The following is a 14,648-nucleotide window of genomic DNA, read 5'->3' as shown; positions in this document are numbered from 1 at the left end:
ACGCCACCCTCAATCCACATCAGGGCGCGGCCCGGTGGAGCGTCGCCGGAGTGAGGGAACCCGAAGGGCCAAGCCAGGAGCAATGGTTTTTCCCCCTTTTGCCGAAACAAAAGGGGGTCGGCCGTAAGGGCCGAAACCAGACGGCCCAGCCCACGCGGTAATGGATATGTCCAGAGCCGGCAGTGCCGCTTCAGCTATTCGCTTTAGCGATACTCCTCCCGCATCGCCAGGCCCTCTTTCAGAAAATCCACCAGCTTGCGCACCTTGGGCGATAGATGTCGCTGCTGGGGATAGAGCGCCCACACAGCGGTGTTGGGCGGCTGATGAGCATCCAGCAGGGATACCAGCGCGCCGCTTCGCAAATGCTCCTGCACGTAGTAGTCCGGAAGCTGACACAGGCCGACGCCTTGCAGCGCGGCGTCCAGCACTGCCTGCCCACTGTTGCAGCGCCAATTGCCCTGCACCCGCTGGGAATATTCCTTCCCGCTCTGCTGCAACAACCAGGTATCGCTGCTGCCAACCAGGCAGTTATGTCTGCTCAGCTCAGAGACGCTGTGCGGACGGCCATACCGCGCCAGATACGAGGGCGACGCACAGACATACATCCGGCGCGGCGCCAGTCTTGCTGCCACCAGCCGGGAATCCTGAAGTCGCCCCAGCCGGATCGCCAGGTCCAGGCCTTCATGCACCAGATCCAGCGTCTCGTTGCTCAACTCGATATCCACGCGCAGTTGCGGATACAGCCCCATGAATCGCGTGACCAGCGGCGTGATGAAACGCTCGCCGTAAGCCACGGCGCAGGTCATGCGCAGCAGCCCCTTCGGCTCGCCGCCCAGATCGCTGACAGCACGCAACGCCTCTTCGCGGCCATCCTGCAAGCGTTGGCAATGCTGCAAGAAAGTCTGGCCCGCTTCGGTCAAGGCGACCTTGCGGGTGCTGCGATAGAGCAGACGGGTTTGCAGGCGTTCTTCAAGACGCACGATCTGTCGGCTGATGTGCGAAGAAGAGACGCCTAACCGTTGCGCGGCTGCGGTGAACTGGCCGCACTCCGCGACCGCGACAAATTCATCCAGACCTTCCCAGCGGTTGGCGTACATGATTATCCCTGCAGAGCAATAATGTTTTGCTTTTGCGCCGATTACTGGCGATTCGGCACTGTACTACACTCCACTCCTGTTTTTATTTCGCTGGAGAAGATCGATGATCAAGTCGCGCGCCGCCGTTGCATTCGAAGCCAACAAGCCTCTGGAGATCGTGGAAGTCGATGTCGCCATGCCCAAGGCGGGAGAGGTCTTGCTGCGGGTGGTGGCAACGGGTGTTTGCCATACCGACGCTTACACCTTGTCCGGCGCCGATCCGGAAGGGATCTTCCCGGCGATTCTTGGCCACGAGGGTGGTGCAATCGTCGAAGCCATTGGCGAGGGCGTTACGTCGGTCGCCGTTGGTGATCATGTGATCCCGCTGTACACGCCCGAATGCCGTCAGTGTAAATTCTGCCGGTCCGGCAAGACCAACTTGTGCCAGGCGATTCGCTCGACCCAGGGCAAGGGCCTGATGCCGGACGGCACAGCGCGTTTTTCCTACAAGGGAGAGCAGATTTTCCACTACATGGGGACCTCGACCTTCTCCGAGTACACCGTGCTGCCGGAAATCTCGGTTGCGAAGATCGACAAGAAGGCGCCGCTGGAAAAGGTCTGCCTGCTGGGTTGCGGCGTCACCACCGGCATCGGCGCGGTGCTGAACACGGCCAAGGTCAAGCCGGGTGATACCGTGGCGATCTTCGGTCTGGGCGGCATCGGTCTATCCGCGGTCATTGGCGCGGTCAAGGCCAAGGCGGCCCGCATCATCGCCATCGACATCAACCCGGCAAAGTTCGAGATCGCCAAACAGCTGGGTGCGACCGATTGCGTCAACCCGAAGGATTTCGATCGTCCGATTCAGGAAGTCATCGTCGACATGACTGACGGTGGCGTGGACTTCTCCTTCGAATGCATCGGCAACGTGCAGCTGATGCGCGCGGCGCTGGAATGCTGCCACAAGGGCTGGGGCGAATCGGTCATCATCGGTGTGGCCGGTGCCGGCCAGGAAATCTCGACCCGTCCGTTCCAGCTGGTTACCGGTCGCGTCTGGCGTGGCTCGGCGTTCGGCGGCGTGCGCGGCCGCACCGAGTTGCCGAGCTACGTGGACATGGCGGAAACCGGCGAAATCCCGCTGGACACCTTCATCACCCACACCATGGGTCTGGAAGACATCAACAAGGCTTTCGACCTGATGCACGAAGGCAAGAGCATCCGCTCCGTCATCCATTTCTAAACCGCAGCGGCAAGGGGCGAGCCGATGGCTTGCCCCCGGAGTTTCCCTATGACCCTGGAAAACATCTCCTGCCAGAAAAGCTTCGGCGGCTGGCACAAGCGATACAAACATAGCTCTCGCGTGCTGGGCTGCGACATGATCTTCGCGGTCTATCTGCCTCCGCAGGCAGAGCAGGGCGGCAAGTTGCCGGTGCTGTACTGGCTGTCAGGCCTGACCTGCACCGACGAAAACTTCATGCAGAAGGCTGCGGCGCTGCGTGTGGCGGCCGAGCTGGGGATCATCATCGTTGCTCCCGATACCAGTCCACGCGGCCCGGAAGTGCCGGGCGATCCTGATGGTGCCTGGGACTTCGGACTCGGTGCCGGGTTCTACCTCAACGCCACCGAACAGCCCTGGGCCAAGCATTACCGGATGCACGATTACGTGGTCGAGGAACTGCCTGCGCTGATCGAAGAACATTTTCCGGCCTCCGACATCCGCAGCATCAGCGGACATTCCATGGGCGGGCACGGCGCGTTGGTCTGCGCCTTGCGCAATCCCGGACGCTACAAGTCGGTGTCGGCGTTTTCGCCGATCAGCAATCCCATGGACTGTCCGTGGGGGCAAAAAGCGTTCAGCCGCTATCTGGGCGAAGACCGCTCGCGCTGGCGCGAATGGGATGCCAGCGTACTGCTTGCCGAGGCTTCCGAAAAGTTGCCGACCCTGGTGGATCAGGGCGATCGCGACGACTTCCTGGTCACCCAGCTCAAGCCGGAAGCGCTCACCCAGGCAGCCAAGACCACGGATTACCCGCTGACCCTGCGCATGCAGCCTGGCTATGATCACAGCTATTACTTCATCGCCAGCTTCATCGAAGACCATTTGCGGCATCACGCCGACGCCTTGAACGCCTAAGCGGCGCCAAAGCGGGTAGAATCACGCCCTGACTTTTTTCAGGGCGTTTTTCTATGCGTATTGGCCATGGCTATGATGTGCACCGTTTCGCCGAAGGCGATTTCATTACCTTGGGCGGAGTGCGGATAGCACACCGTTTCGGCCTGCTGGCTCATTCCGACGGCGATGTCCTGCTGCACGCCCTGAGCGATGCATTGCTCGGCGCCGCCGCGCTGGGCGATATCGGCAAACACTTTCCGGACACCGACCCGCGCTTCAAGGGCGCCGACAGCCGCGTGCTGCTGCGCCACGTGGTCGAGCAGGTCCGGGTCAAGGGCTGGAAGGTCGGCAACGTCGATGCCACCATCGTTGCCCAGGCACCCAAGATGGCGCCGCATATCGACGCCATGCGCCAGATCATCGCCGCCGATCTGCAGGTCGAGCTGGACCAGGTCAACGTCAAGGCCACCACCACCGAGAAGCTCGGTTTTACCGGCCGCGAAGAAGGCATTGCCGTGCATGCCGTCGCCTTGTTGCTGCCAGCATGACCGAGTTCGAACTGCTTGGGCCGAAGGCCTGGGGTGAAGCCTTGGGGCGGGCGGTCCTGAAAGCTACCGCCGAGGACTTCCAGGTCGATGAAGTGTTGGATATTCCGTTGTCCGGTGATGGCGAGCACTTGTGGCTCTGGGTCGAGAAGCGCGGGCTCAATACCGAAGAAGCCGCGCGGCGGCTGGCGCGTGCTGCCGGCGTGCAACTGCGCACGGTCAGCTATGCGGGACTCAAGGACCGTCAGGCGCTGACTCGCCAGTGGTTCAGCATCCAGTTGCCGGGCAAGGCCGATCCTGACCTGTCTTCGGCTCAGGACGATACCTTGCGCATCCTGCAAAGCGGCAGGCATCGTCGCAAGTTGCAGCGTGGCGCCCATTCGGCAAATGGTTTCACCTTGCGTCTGACCGCGCTCGATGCCGACCACGATGCGCTGGATCAGCGCCTGGAATCCATCAAGCGCTCCGGCATCCCCAACTATTTTGGCGCTCAGCGCTTCGGCTACCAGGGCGGAAATCTGGGCGAGGCGCGGGACTATGCAAACCGTCAGGCGCTGCCCGAGCAGCGCAACGTGCGCTCCAGGTTGCTGTCCACGGCGCGCAGTTATCTGTTCAACAGGGTCCTTGCCGCACGTGTCGCCGACGGCAGTTGGCAACAAGCTCAGATCGGGGACCTGCTGGCGTTCACCGACAGCCGCAGTTTTTTCCCCGCCGGCGAAGCCGAGTGCAGCGATCCGCGTCTGGCGATCCTCGACCTGCACCCCACAGGCCCCCAATGGGGCGCGGGGCCGTCTCCTGCGAGCGGCACGACCGCCGAGCTGGAAAACGACGTCGCGGGCCGGGAGCCGGCCCTGCGGGACTGGTTGATCCGGGCAGGCATGGAGCACGAACGTCGCATCCTGCGGCTGCCCATAGACCGCCTGACGTGGCATTATCCCGAGCCTGACATTCTGCAACTGGAATTCGTCCTTCCGCCCGGATGTTTCGCCACTGTGCTGGTGCGCGAACTCGTTGATCTGGTGTCGGTCGGGCAGACGGACAACCCATGCGTATTCTGATTTCAAACGATGATGGTGTCGCCGCGCCAGGCTTGACGGCGCTCTATGCGGCGCTGGCCGACTACACTGAATGCGTGGTGATTGCGCCGGAGCAGGACAAGAGCGGCGCCAGCAGTTCGCTGACCCTGGATCGCCCTTTGCGACCGCAGACGCTGGCCAACGGATTCATCAGCATCAACGGTACGCCGACCGATTGCGTGCACCTGGGGCTCAACGGCCTGCTGGATCGCGAGCCGGACATGGTGGTATCGGGCATCAACCTTGGCGCCAACCTGGGCGACGACGTCCTGTATTCCGGTACCGTTGCCGCCGCGCTCGAAGGTCGCTTCCTGCAACGGCCGTCGTTCGCGTTCTCGTTTCTGTCGCGCCAGACGGAAAACCTGGCAACGGCCGCGCATTACGCGCGGCTGCTGGTGGAAGCCCATGAACAGCTCGACCTGCCACCGCGTACGGTGCTGAACGTGAACATTCCGAATCTGCCGCTGGACCACGTTCGCGGCATTCAGGTGACCCGCCTCGGGCACCGCGCCCGTGCGGCGGCGCCAGTGAAAGTTGTGGACCCCAGAGGCCACGCCGGCTACTGGATCGCGGCCGCGGGCGACGCCGAGGATGGCGGCGCCGGCACCGACTTCCACTGCGTGATGCAAGGCTACGTCTCGATCACGCCACTGCACCTGGACAGAACCTGGCAGGGCGGTTTCGGCAGTCTCGACAACTGGCTGGGGGGACTGCGCTGATGCCACGCGAACACGACGATCTTCTGCGACGCGGAATCGGAATGACCTCGCAGCGCACTCGCGAGCGTTTGATCCAGCGCCTCTATGAGGAAGGCATTTCGAACACGCGGGTGCTGGATGTCATTCGCAAGACACCACGCCACCTGTTCGTGGACGAAGCTCTGGCGCATCGGGCGTACGAAGACACCGCGTTGCCCATCGGCAACAACCAGACCATTTCCCAGCCCTACATGGTCGCGCGCATGAGCGAGCTGCTGCTGGAGGCGGGGCCTCTGGACAAGGTGCTGGAGATCGGCACCGGTTCGGGTTACCAGACCGCCGTGCTGGCACAACTGGTGGAGCGGGTGTTCTCGGTCGAGCGTATCAAGGGCCTGCAGGATCGCGCCAAGGAGCGTCTTCTGGAGCTGAACCTGCGTAACGTCGTGTTCCGCTGGGGCGACGGCTGGGAAGGCTGGCCGGCGCTGGCTCCCTACAACGGGATCATCGTGACTGCGGTCGCGACCGACGTGCCCCAGGCGCTGCTCGATCAACTGGCGCCAGGCGGGCGGCTGGTCATTCCGGTAGGCGCGGGCGAAGTGCAGCAACTGATGCTGATCATCCGCGAAGAAAACGGTTTTTCCAGGCATGTGCTCGGTGCGGTGCGCTTCGTTCCGCTGCTTAATGGCCCGCTCGCCTGAACGGGGCCTGGAGAACCAAGGAATTACCAGCGCGCTCATCGGTCTACAGCCTCCGGGCGGACCGATCTCAGGATTGCCCGGTAATCGCCGATATCGAATCAACCACCGGCTGCCGTCGCGCTTGCGGCCCGACAGGCATCTTCTCCAATTCAGTCACCAGTAAAGGGAGTGACGGGTGAGTCACACAGTCATTCAGCAGCTCAGGTCGTCAGGAAGTTATCAGCGTCTGGTGATTGGCATTGCCCTCAGTGTTCTCCTGGTCGGCTGTTCCAGCTCGCCGTCGGGTGGCGTGCGGGTGGTCGACCGCAACGGTAATACGGTCACCCAGCGCGCGCCTGTGACGACCGGTCAGTATGCCGTGCGTCGCGGCGACACGCTGTTTTCCATCGCGTTTCGGTATGGCTGGGACTGGAAAGCGCTGGCCGCGCGCAACAATATTCCGCCGCCCTACACCATACGCCCGGGTCAGACGATTCGCTTCGATGGACGTTCAAATTCAACATCGACTGCGGTAGCGGCGGCGCCGGTCGTGGCTCGTCCGGTCACGAGCACTACCACCAGCAGCAGCGGTTCGGGGTCAGTAAAAACCACGGTTATCGCCAAACCTGTCGAGGTTGTACCCGTGGTGATACCGCCGTCGGCGACCGCGCAGAGCGGGGCCGCCGGCAAGTCTCCCAGCGGTTGGGGGTGGCCGTCGAGCGGTGTACTGATAGGAAAATTTTCCTCAAACGGCAGTTTGAATAAAGGAATTGATATCGCCGGAGATTTGGGACAGCCTGTTTTGGCCGCGTCTGATGGTTCAGTTGTTTACGCCGGAAGTGGATTACGGGGCTACGGCGAATTGATCATCATCAAACACAGCGATACCTATGTCAGTGCCTACGGTCACAACCGCAGGTTGTTGGTACGGGAGGGGCAGCAGGTCAAGGCGGGGCAGACAATTGCCGAAATGGGGTCGACGGGGACTGACCGGGTGAAACTGCATTTTGAGATTCGCCGTCAGGGCAAGCCTGTAGATCCGCTGCAATTTTTGCCGAAGCGTTGATAGTTGCCAGCCTGTTCTGACGTAGAAGGAACAGGCTCAAGCGTTGCCACGGAACCAGGCGTCGCTGAGCTTGAGGTCGAACTCACCAAAGGACTATAACAATGGCTCTTAGCAACGAAGCGCCGGAGTTTGACATCGATGATGAAGTGCTTCTCATGGAATCCGGCCTTGTCCTGGAAGAGGCATCGGACGATAAGCAGCCGTTCGCTGCGCCTTCGAGCCGTGCCAAGACCAAGCACTCTTCATCGCTCAAACAACATAAATATATTGATTACACCCGGGCGCTCGATGCCACCCAGTTGTATCTCAATGAAATAGGGTTTTCCCCCCTGCTGTCTCCGGAAGAAGAAGTCCACTTTGCACGCTTGTCGCAAAGCGGCTGTCCGGCCGGACGCAAACGCATGATTGAGAGCAATCTGCGGCTGGTGGTCAAGATCGCCAGACGCTACGTCAATCGTGGCCTGTCATTGCTCGACCTGATCGAAGAGGGCAACCTCGGCTTGATCCGGGCGGTTGAAAAGTTCGACCCTGAACGCGGTTTCCGATTCTCCACCTACGCAACCTGGTGGATTCGTCAGACCATTGAACGCGCCATCATGAATCAGACCCGGACCATCCGGCTGCCGATTCATGTCGTCAAGGAGCTGAACGTCTACCTGCGCGCAGCGCGGGAGCTCACCCAGAAGCTCGATCATGAACCGTCTCCTGAAGAAATCGCCACGCTGCTGGAAAAGCCGGTCGGCGAGGTCAAGCGCATGCTTGGGCTCAATGAACGGGTTTCCTCGGTGGATGTTTCCCTGGGGCCGGATTCGGACAAGACCCTGCTGGACACCTTGACCGACGATCGACCTACCGATCCTTGTGAGCTGCTGCAAGACGACGATCTGTCCCAGAGCATCGATCAGTGGCTGTCCGAACTGACCGACAAGCAACGGGAAGTCGTTATCCGCCGCTTTGGTTTGCGTGGACACGAAAGCAGTACGCTGGAAGATGTGGGCCTTGAGATCGGCCTGACCCGCGAGCGGGTACGGCAGATCCAGGTAGAAGGCCTCAAGCGGCTTCGTGAGATCCTGGAGAAGAACGGACTGTCGAGCGAGTCGCTGTTCCAGTAGTTCCTCGCCGCGTTACAAAAGCCGATATGAATATTCTGTGTTCATATCGGCTTTTTACTGGGTCATCAAAATGAAACCTGCGTGCTGTAAGTCCCGAGCTCTTGAACTAAATGGACCGCTGTAACATTCATCCTTAATGATCGAAATCTATGTAAGATTTTACTTACTCTGGTTGTAAGCAATCGCTGTTTTGTAAAAGCGTTTTCCGAAGATGACGGCGGTATTTTCCGTATCTACCTGATATACAAGGTTTTTTATCAAGTCCCTCATGTTCTCGCCAACCGGCTGGTTAATATGCCGCCATTGCGACTGTCTCGAAAATGAATAAGATCGAACTGTGCCGACGGAAAGGCACAGGTTGTCATGGAAGACAATTAGGATTTTGCAAGAGGCAAATCATCAGGACGATGAAAGGGATTACAGGGATCAGGGATGGTGGGCGGTTCATACCGCCCTTTTTTTCGCCTGTCAGTTCGTTCGGCCCACATGAAAAAAGGCCCCGCAGGGCCTTTTCATTTCAACGCAGAGTGCGGGCTACGCGGACCTTAGCGCTCCAGGTCGGCGATCTTACCCGGCTTGCCGTCCCATTCGGCGGCGTCGGCCAGCGCGTCCTTCTTCTCGGTGATGTTCGGCCAGACCTCCGCAAGCTCGGCGTTGAGCTCGATGAAGTTTTCCATCCCGGCCGGGATTTCGTCCTCCGAGAAAATTGCCTGCGCGGGGCACTCCGGTTCGCAGAGCGCGCAGTCGATGCATTCATCCGGGTGAATCACCAGGAAGTTCGGTCCTTCGTAAAAGCAGTCCACCGGACAGACTTCTACGCAGTCGGTGTACTTGCACTTGATGCAGTTGTCGGTGACGACGAAGGTCATTTCTAATTCTCTCCTCAGGCGGCGGCAGCAGAGCCCTTCCAGACAGGGATGCAGGGTTCGGGCAAGTCCCGGCCTCGTGAAAACGAATGCGTGGGGTCGGCGGCCTTGAAGCAGTTCGACTGCTTCGCCTGCCGTTGACGGTGCATCGGCTGCGTTCCCACGTGGCCTGGTGGGCGGTCGAGCCAGGCTAAAAGCCGACCGCATCCCAAACCGCGCGGGATTCTAACAGCTTGTTACGGCATCCGTCAGATGCGTGTTTGCATTGTGTACAACATCTCCAGCGCCTGACGAGGCGTCAAGTCATCCAGTTTGAGCTTTGACAACTGGTCGAGCACCGGATGGGGCAGGCTGGCGAACAGGTCGCTCTGCTGGGGCACCGCAGGCTTCCCGGGCCTGGCCTTGGGTTGCTCGTGCGGCAGGCTGGTGGTTTCCAGGCGCTGCAGATGCTCCTTGGCTCGGGTGATGACCTTGCCCGGAACCCCCGCCAGCTGGGCGACCGCCAGTCCATAGCTCTGGCTGGCCGGGCCGGGCAGGACGCGGTGCAAGAACACGATACGCTCGTTGTGTTCGGTTGCGTTGAGATGCACGTTGCTGACCAGCGGCTCGCTTTCCGGCAGAACGGTCAGCTCGAAATAGTGAGTGGCGAACAGCGTGTAGGCACGTAGTTGGGCGAGACATTCCGCCGCGGCCCACGCCAGCGACAGACCATCGAACGTGCTGGTCCCGCGACCGACTTCATCCATCAGCACCAGGCTGCGATCAGTGGCATTGTGCAGAATATTGGCCGTTTCGCTCATCTCGACCATGAAGGTCGAGCGCCCGCCCGCCAGGTCGTCGCTGGAGCCGATCCGCGTGAAGATGCGGTCCACCAGTGACAACTCGCAACTGGCGGCCGGCACAAAGCTGCCGATATGCGCCAACAGGACGATCAATGCCGTCTGACGCATGTAAGTGGATTTACCGCCCATGTTCGGGCCGGTGATCACCAGCATCCGCGTGCTGTCGTCCAGCGCTAGATCGTTGGCCACGAACGGCGTGGACAGGACCTGCTCGACCACCGGATGACGACCCTGCTCGATGCGCATGCAGGGTTCGTCCACGAAGCGCGGGCAATTCAGATCGAGGTTCAGTGCGCGCTCGGCAAGGTTGCTCAGCACGTCCAGCTCGGCCAGGGCGGCGGCGGAATCCTGCAACGGCGCGAGATGACCGATCAGGTCTTCAAGCAAGGCCTCGTAGAGCAGCTTCTCGCGCGCCAGCGCCCGGCTTTTCGCGGACAGCGCCTTGTCTTCGAACTCCTTGAGCTCGGGAGTGATGAAACGCTCGGCGCCCTTGAGCGTCTGGCGCCGGATGTAGTCCGCCGGCGCCTGCTCGGCCTGTTTGCTGGGCAGCTCGATGAAATAGCCGTGTACCCGGTTGTAACCGACCTTGAGATTGGCAAGACCGGTTCGTGCCTTTTCCCGGGCTTCGAGGTCGATAAGAAACTGGCCGGCGTTCTCGCTCAGCGACAGCAATTCGTCCAGCTCGGCATCGTAACCGACCTTCAGCACGCCACCGTCGCGGATCACGGCGGGCGGATTGTCGATGATGGCGCGCTGCAGCAGGTCCGCCAGTTCGGGGTAAGTACTGATGGTGCTGGCCAGCGACTGCAAGTGCGGCGCTTCGAGCCGGGTCATCGCGCTTTGCAGCTCGGGCAGGGCGCCCAGCGCATCCCGCAGCCGGGCGAGGTCGCGAGGTCGGGCGTTGCGCAGGCCGATACGGGCGAGAATCCGCTCGATGTCGCCGATTTCCTTGAGTTGCGGCTGCAGGTTCTCGAAGCGATAGCCTTGCAGCAGGCATTTGATTGAACTCTGGCGCGCCAGCAGCACGCTCAAGTCGCGCAGCGGCCGGTTCAGCCAGCGGGTCAGCAGGCGCGTGCCCATGGCGGTCTGCGAGCGATCCATGACCGATTGCAAAGTGTTGTCCCGCCCGCCGGAAAGGTTGACGTCCAGTTCCAGGTTGCGCCGACTCGCGCCGTCGAGAATCACGGTATCGTCGAGTCGCTCATGGCGCAGGCTGCGCAAATGCGGCAGGGCCGTGCGCTGGGTTTCCTTGGCGTAGCCGAGCAGGCAGCCGGCGGCACCGATGGCCAGCGTCAGCGTCTCGCAACCGAAACCCTTGAGGTCCTGAGTCGCGAATTGCTGACACAGACTCTTGTGTGCGCTGTCACGCTCGAAATCCCAGGGCGCGCGTCGACGCACTCCACGACGTTTCTCGGCGGGCAGGCCCTGGGGCCAGTCATCGGGGATCAGCAGCTCTACGGGGTTGATCCGTTCAAGCTCCGCCAGCAGGTTTTCCCAGCCCTTGATCTCCTGCACGCTGAAGTTGCCGCTGGTAATGTCCAGCACCGCCAGACCGAACAGGCGCTCGTCGCCCAGGACCGCGGCGATCAGATTGTCGCGGCTTTCGTCCAGCAGCGCTTCGTCGCTGATGGTGCCCGGGGTGATGATTCGAACCACCTGACGTTCGACCGGTCCCTTGCTGGTGGCCGGATCGCCGATCTGTTCGCAGATGACCACCGATTCGCCCAGTTTCACCAGCCTGGCCAGATAACCTTCGGCGGCGTGATAAGGGATGCCGCACATGGGAATGCTCTGGCCCGCCGACTGGCCGCGCGCGGTCAGAGTAATGTCCAGCAGCCGGGCGGCCTTCTTGGCGTCTTCGTAGAAAATCTCGTAGAAATCGCCCATGCGATAGAACATCAGCTGATCGGGATGCTGGTTCTTCAGCTTCCAGTACTGCTGCATCATGGGCGTGTGCGAGGAAAGATCGGAAATGGCTTTGTTCATCAGTCGGTCGGGAAATGTCTTGAAAAGATGGGCAACGGTCCGCTGAACCCTCCGGTGCGCCGGGGATTGTCCTGCGTATGTAGGCGATGACGGCAAGATTATCACGCGCATGGCCGCGACGCAGGTCCGGGGCAATCGTGAGCGGGGGTTTCAAGTGGCTGCGCGGGCGGCGAGGCCGTATAGACTTTTCCTCGTTGCCGCCCATTCCGGGCGCTACTGTCAAAAAGGATTTTGATATGGCTGCAAAACGAGCAAGGGATGCAGTCAGTGGCAGATTCGTCACGCTGGAAGAGGCGAAGAGCCGTCCCAGAGAAACTGTCGTGGAAAAAGTCAATAAGCCTCAGCGCCGAAAAGGGAAATCGGTAGACTGATGTCTCAAACCGGGCGGACGCGCGCGACCGCCCATCGTTGAGCGGGACCTTTTGCCAGGGCGCCTGGCTCGAAACCTCAAGGAACGCACCGTGGACGAAATTATCCGGTTGGCCACATCGCTGGGCCAGCTTCTGCAAGCATCGAATGCGCAGGTGACCACTGCGGAGTCCTGCACCGGCGGAGGCATTGCCGAGGCGATTACTCGGGTGGCGGGCAGCTCGGCCTGGTTCGAAGCCGGCTATGTGACCTATTCCAATGCCCAGAAGACGCTGCAACTGAGCGTCGCGCCAGCACTGTTCGAGTCGGTGGGAGCGGTGAGTGAAGAGGTCGTTCGGGCCATGGTGCAAGGCGCGCAACGCAATAGCGGGGCGAGATTCGCGGTTGCCGTGAGCGGCGTGGCGGGTCCTGGCGGCGGCTCGCCGGAAAAGCCCGTCGGTACGGTCTGGCTGTGCTGGGGCGCGGGTCTCGCGCTGGTCAGCGAGCGCCGCCAGTTCGCCGGCGATCGAGACGAGGTACGTCGACAGACGGTCGAAGCCGCTCTGGAAGGGCTGGTCCGACTGGCATCGACAGAAATGCCGAATCAGGGGTAGGCGCGCGCCTTTCCCTGTGGAATAATACTGTCTACTTATACAGGTATTGCGGCCATCCGGCCCTTGATTGAATTTGAATACGTGAGGACTTCAATGGACGACAACAAGAAGAAAGCCTTGGCTGCGGCCTTGGGTCAGATCGAGCGTCAGTTCGGTAAAGGCGCCGTGATGCGCATGGGCGACCATGACCGCCAGGCTATTCCTTCCATCTCCACCGGCTCGCTGGGCCTGGACATCGCACTGGGCATTGGCGGTCTGCCAAAAGGCCGGATCGTGGAAATCTACGGTCCGGAATCTTCCGGTAAGACCACGCTGACGCTGTCGGTCATCGCGCAGGCCCAGAAAATGGGTGCTACCTGTGCATTCGTCGACGCTGAGCACGCGCTGGATCCGGAGTATGCCGGAAAGCTGGGTGTCAACGTGGACGACCTGCTGGTCTCGCAGCCGGACACCGGTGAGCAGGCCCTGGAAATCACCGACATGCTGGTGCGTTCCAACGCAATCGACGTGATCGTCGTCGACTCGGTAGCGGCCCTGGTTCCCAAGGCTGAAATCGAAGGCGAGATGGGTGACATGCACGTGGGTCTGCAGGCACGTCTGATGTCTCAGGCACTGCGCAAGATCACCGGTAACATCAAGAACGCCAACTGCCTGGTCATCTTCATCAACCAGATCCGTATGAAGATCGGCGTCATGTTCGGCAGCCCTGAAACCACCACCGGTGGTAACGCGCTGAAGTTCTACGCTTCGGTTCGTCTCGACATCCGTCGTACCGGCGCGGTGAAAGAAGGCGACGAAGTGGTCGGCAGCGAAACCCGCGTCAAGATCGTCAAGAACAAGGTCGCGCCACCGTTCCGTCAGGCTGAATTCCAGATCCTGTACGGCAAGGGCATCTACCTCAACGGCGAGATCATCGATCTGGCAGTTCTGCACGGCTTTGTCGAGAAATCCGGTGCCTGGTATGCCTATCAGGGCAGCAAGATCGGTCAGGGCAAGGCCAACGCGGCCAAGTTCCTGGCGGAGAACCCTGAAATCGGCGCTGCCATCGAGAAGCAGATTCGCGACAAGCTGCTGACCGCGGGTGTCGACACCAAGGCTGCCGGCTCTCGTGAGGCTGCCGACGCAGACGATATGGCTGAAGCCGATATCGATCTCTGATGGCTGTTGTGCTTGATACCGCCGTCGCTGTACGGCGGACTGCAATGGACCTGCTCGCGCGACGCGAGCACGGTCGGGTCGAGCTGACGCGCAAACTGCGTCAGCGCGGCGCCACTCCCGAACTTATCGAGCCTGCTCTTGACCGACTGGTCGAGGAAGGTCTTCTCTCCGAATCCCGTTACCTTGAAAGTTTTGTCGCCTCCCGCGCACGCTCGGGGTATGGCCCACTGCGTATTCGCGAAGAACTAGGCCAGCGTGGGTTGCAGAAAACCGACATCGAGCAAGCGCTCCGTGAATGCGGAGTCGACTGGCAGGAGAAGCTGCGCGAAACCTGGGATCGCAAGTTTGGCGGGAGATTCCCTGCCGACGCCCGCGAGCGAGCGCAGCAGGGGAGGTTTCTCAGCTATCGCGGTTATCCGCTGGACCTCATCGGTCGCTTGCTGAGCGGTCGTGGCGCGGACGACTGACGGCGTT

14 protein-coding genes are annotated in these 14,648 nt (G+C 61.0%); 11 read left to right on the top strand and 3 right to left on the bottom strand.

The window, feature by feature from the left end; genetic code table 11:
• Window positions 1-203: 203 nt before the first annotated feature.
• Window positions 204-1,097, bottom strand: a complete 894-nt coding sequence (locus tag TRP66_RS15595; protein WP_333404274.1) for a LysR substrate-binding domain-containing protein — start codon at window positions 1,095-1,097, stop codon at window positions 204-206.
• A 103-nt stretch (window positions 1,098-1,200) separates the two neighbouring features.
• Between TRP66_RS15595 and TRP66_RS15590 the strand changes: the two genes are divergently transcribed.
• From TRP66_RS15590 to rpoS, 8 genes are all read left to right on the top strand, one after another.
• A complete protein-coding gene (locus TRP66_RS15590; protein WP_333404272.1) occupies window positions 1,201-2,313 on the top strand; it encodes an S-(hydroxymethyl)glutathione dehydrogenase/class III alcohol dehydrogenase in 1,113 nt (370 codons plus the stop codon).
• Between the two features lie 48 nt (window positions 2,314-2,361).
• Window positions 2,362-3,207, top strand: coding sequence for an S-formylglutathione hydrolase (gene fghA / locus TRP66_RS15585; protein ID WP_333404271.1), 846 nt, complete (start codon window positions 2,362-2,364; stop codon window positions 3,205-3,207).
• A 53-nt stretch (window positions 3,208-3,260) separates the two neighbouring features.
• Window positions 3,261-3,734 carry a 2-C-methyl-D-erythritol 2,4-cyclodiphosphate synthase gene (ispF, locus tag TRP66_RS15580; RefSeq protein WP_333404269.1) on the top strand — a complete coding sequence of 158 codons (474 nt, stop codon included), beginning with the start codon at window positions 3,261-3,263 and terminating at the stop codon, window positions 3,732-3,734.
• On the top strand, window positions 3,731-4,789 hold the full coding sequence (gene truD / locus TRP66_RS15575) for a tRNA pseudouridine(13) synthase TruD (RefSeq protein WP_333404266.1): 1,059 nt from the start codon (window positions 3,731-3,733) through the stop codon (window positions 4,787-4,789). The genes ispF and truD overlap by 4 nt, the downstream gene beginning before the upstream one ends.
• Window positions 4,777-5,526, top strand: a complete 750-nt coding sequence (gene surE, locus TRP66_RS15570; RefSeq protein ID WP_333404264.1) for a 5'/3'-nucleotidase SurE — start codon at window positions 4,777-4,779, stop codon at window positions 5,524-5,526. Before truD ends, surE begins: the two co-directional genes overlap by 13 nt.
• Window positions 5,527-5,567: 41 nt before the next feature.
• Window positions 5,568-6,203: a protein-L-isoaspartate(D-aspartate) O-methyltransferase gene (locus tag TRP66_RS15565; RefSeq protein WP_333404261.1), complete on the top strand. Its 636-nt coding sequence runs from the start codon at window positions 5,568-5,570 to the stop codon at window positions 6,201-6,203.
• 175 nt (window positions 6,204-6,378) lie between these two features.
• Window positions 6,379-7,248: a peptidoglycan DD-metalloendopeptidase family protein gene (locus TRP66_RS15560; RefSeq protein WP_333404259.1), complete on the top strand. Its 870-nt coding sequence runs from the start codon at window positions 6,379-6,381 to the stop codon at window positions 7,246-7,248.
• Between the two features lie 101 nt (window positions 7,249-7,349).
• Window positions 7,350-8,360 (top strand): RNA polymerase sigma factor RpoS, encoded by a 1,011-nt coding sequence (gene rpoS, locus TRP66_RS15555; protein ID WP_333404257.1) that lies wholly within the window; start codon window positions 7,350-7,352, stop codon window positions 8,358-8,360.
• Window positions 8,361-8,905: 545 nt separating this feature from the next.
• Here the strand turns inward: rpoS and fdxA are convergent.
• Both fdxA and mutS read right to left on the bottom strand, forming a co-directional pair.
• Window positions 8,906-9,229 carry a ferredoxin FdxA gene (gene fdxA / locus TRP66_RS15550; RefSeq protein WP_333404255.1) on the bottom strand — a complete coding sequence of 108 codons (324 nt, stop codon included), beginning with the start codon at window positions 9,227-9,229 and terminating at the stop codon, window positions 8,906-8,908.
• A gap of 245 nt (window positions 9,230-9,474) precedes the next feature.
• Window positions 9,475-12,042, bottom strand: coding sequence for a DNA mismatch repair protein MutS (gene mutS / locus TRP66_RS15545; RefSeq protein ID WP_333404288.1), 2,568 nt, complete (start codon window positions 12,040-12,042; stop codon window positions 9,475-9,477).
• 473 nt (window positions 12,043-12,515) lie between these two features.
• Here mutS and TRP66_RS15540 point away from each other — a divergent pair, with 473 nt between their 5' ends.
• The 3 genes from TRP66_RS15540 to recX all read left to right on the top strand — a co-directional run bounded on the left by TRP66_RS15540 (window position 12,516) and on the right by recX (window position 14,641).
• On the top strand, window positions 12,516-13,016 hold the full coding sequence (locus TRP66_RS15540; protein ID WP_333404252.1) for a CinA family protein: 501 nt from the start codon (window positions 12,516-12,518) through the stop codon (window positions 13,014-13,016).
• A 93-nt stretch (window positions 13,017-13,109) separates the two neighbouring features.
• Window positions 13,110-14,174 (top strand): recombinase RecA, encoded by a 1,065-nt coding sequence (gene recA, locus TRP66_RS15535; protein WP_333404250.1) that lies wholly within the window; start codon window positions 13,110-13,112, stop codon window positions 14,172-14,174.
• On the top strand, window positions 14,174-14,641 hold the full coding sequence (recX, locus tag TRP66_RS15530; protein WP_333404248.1) for a recombination regulator RecX: 468 nt from the start codon (window positions 14,174-14,176) through the stop codon (window positions 14,639-14,641). Before recA ends, recX begins: the two co-directional genes overlap by 1 nt.
• The last annotated feature ends 7 nt before the right edge of the window (window positions 14,642-14,648 follow it).

The organism is Pseudomonas sp. JDS28PS106, from assembly GCF_036706555.1.
Taxonomy (GTDB): domain Bacteria; phylum Pseudomonadota; class Gammaproteobacteria; order Pseudomonadales; family Pseudomonadaceae; genus Aquipseudomonas.
This window is presented reverse-complemented; position numbering and strand designations above follow the sequence as displayed.

What these genes read in the sequence shown, in the direction of transcription:
- TRP66_RS15595 (WP_333404274.1), bottom strand. Translation starts at nt 1,097, where the DNA reads ATGTACGCCAACCGCTGGGAAGGTCTGGATGAATTTGTCGCGGTCGCG.
- TRP66_RS15590 (WP_333404272.1), top strand. Translation starts at nt 1,201, where the DNA reads ATGATCAAGTCGCGCGCCGCCGTTGCATTCGAAGCCAACAAGCCTCTG.
- fghA (WP_333404271.1), top strand. Translation starts at nt 2,362, where the DNA reads ATGACCCTGGAAAACATCTCCTGCCAGAAAAGCTTCGGCGGCTGGCAC.
- ispF (WP_333404269.1), top strand. Translation starts at nt 3,261, where the DNA reads ATGCGTATTGGCCATGGCTATGATGTGCACCGTTTCGCCGAAGGCGAT.
- truD (WP_333404266.1), top strand. Translation starts at nt 3,731, where the DNA reads ATGACCGAGTTCGAACTGCTTGGGCCGAAGGCCTGGGGTGAAGCCTTG.
- surE (WP_333404264.1), top strand. Translation starts at nt 4,777, where the DNA reads ATGCGTATTCTGATTTCAAACGATGATGGTGTCGCCGCGCCAGGCTTG.
- TRP66_RS15565 (WP_333404261.1), top strand. Translation starts at nt 5,568, where the DNA reads ATGACCTCGCAGCGCACTCGCGAGCGTTTGATCCAGCGCCTCTATGAG.
- rpoS (WP_333404257.1), top strand. Translation starts at nt 7,350, where the DNA reads ATGGCTCTTAGCAACGAAGCGCCGGAGTTTGACATCGATGATGAAGTG.
- fdxA (WP_333404255.1), bottom strand. Translation starts at nt 9,229, where the DNA reads ATGACCTTCGTCGTCACCGACAACTGCATCAAGTGCAAGTACACCGAC.
- recA (WP_333404250.1), top strand. Translation starts at nt 13,110, where the DNA reads ATGGACGACAACAAGAAGAAAGCCTTGGCTGCGGCCTTGGGTCAGATC.
- recX (WP_333404248.1), top strand. Translation starts at nt 14,174, where the DNA reads ATGGCTGTTGTGCTTGATACCGCCGTCGCTGTACGGCGGACTGCAATG.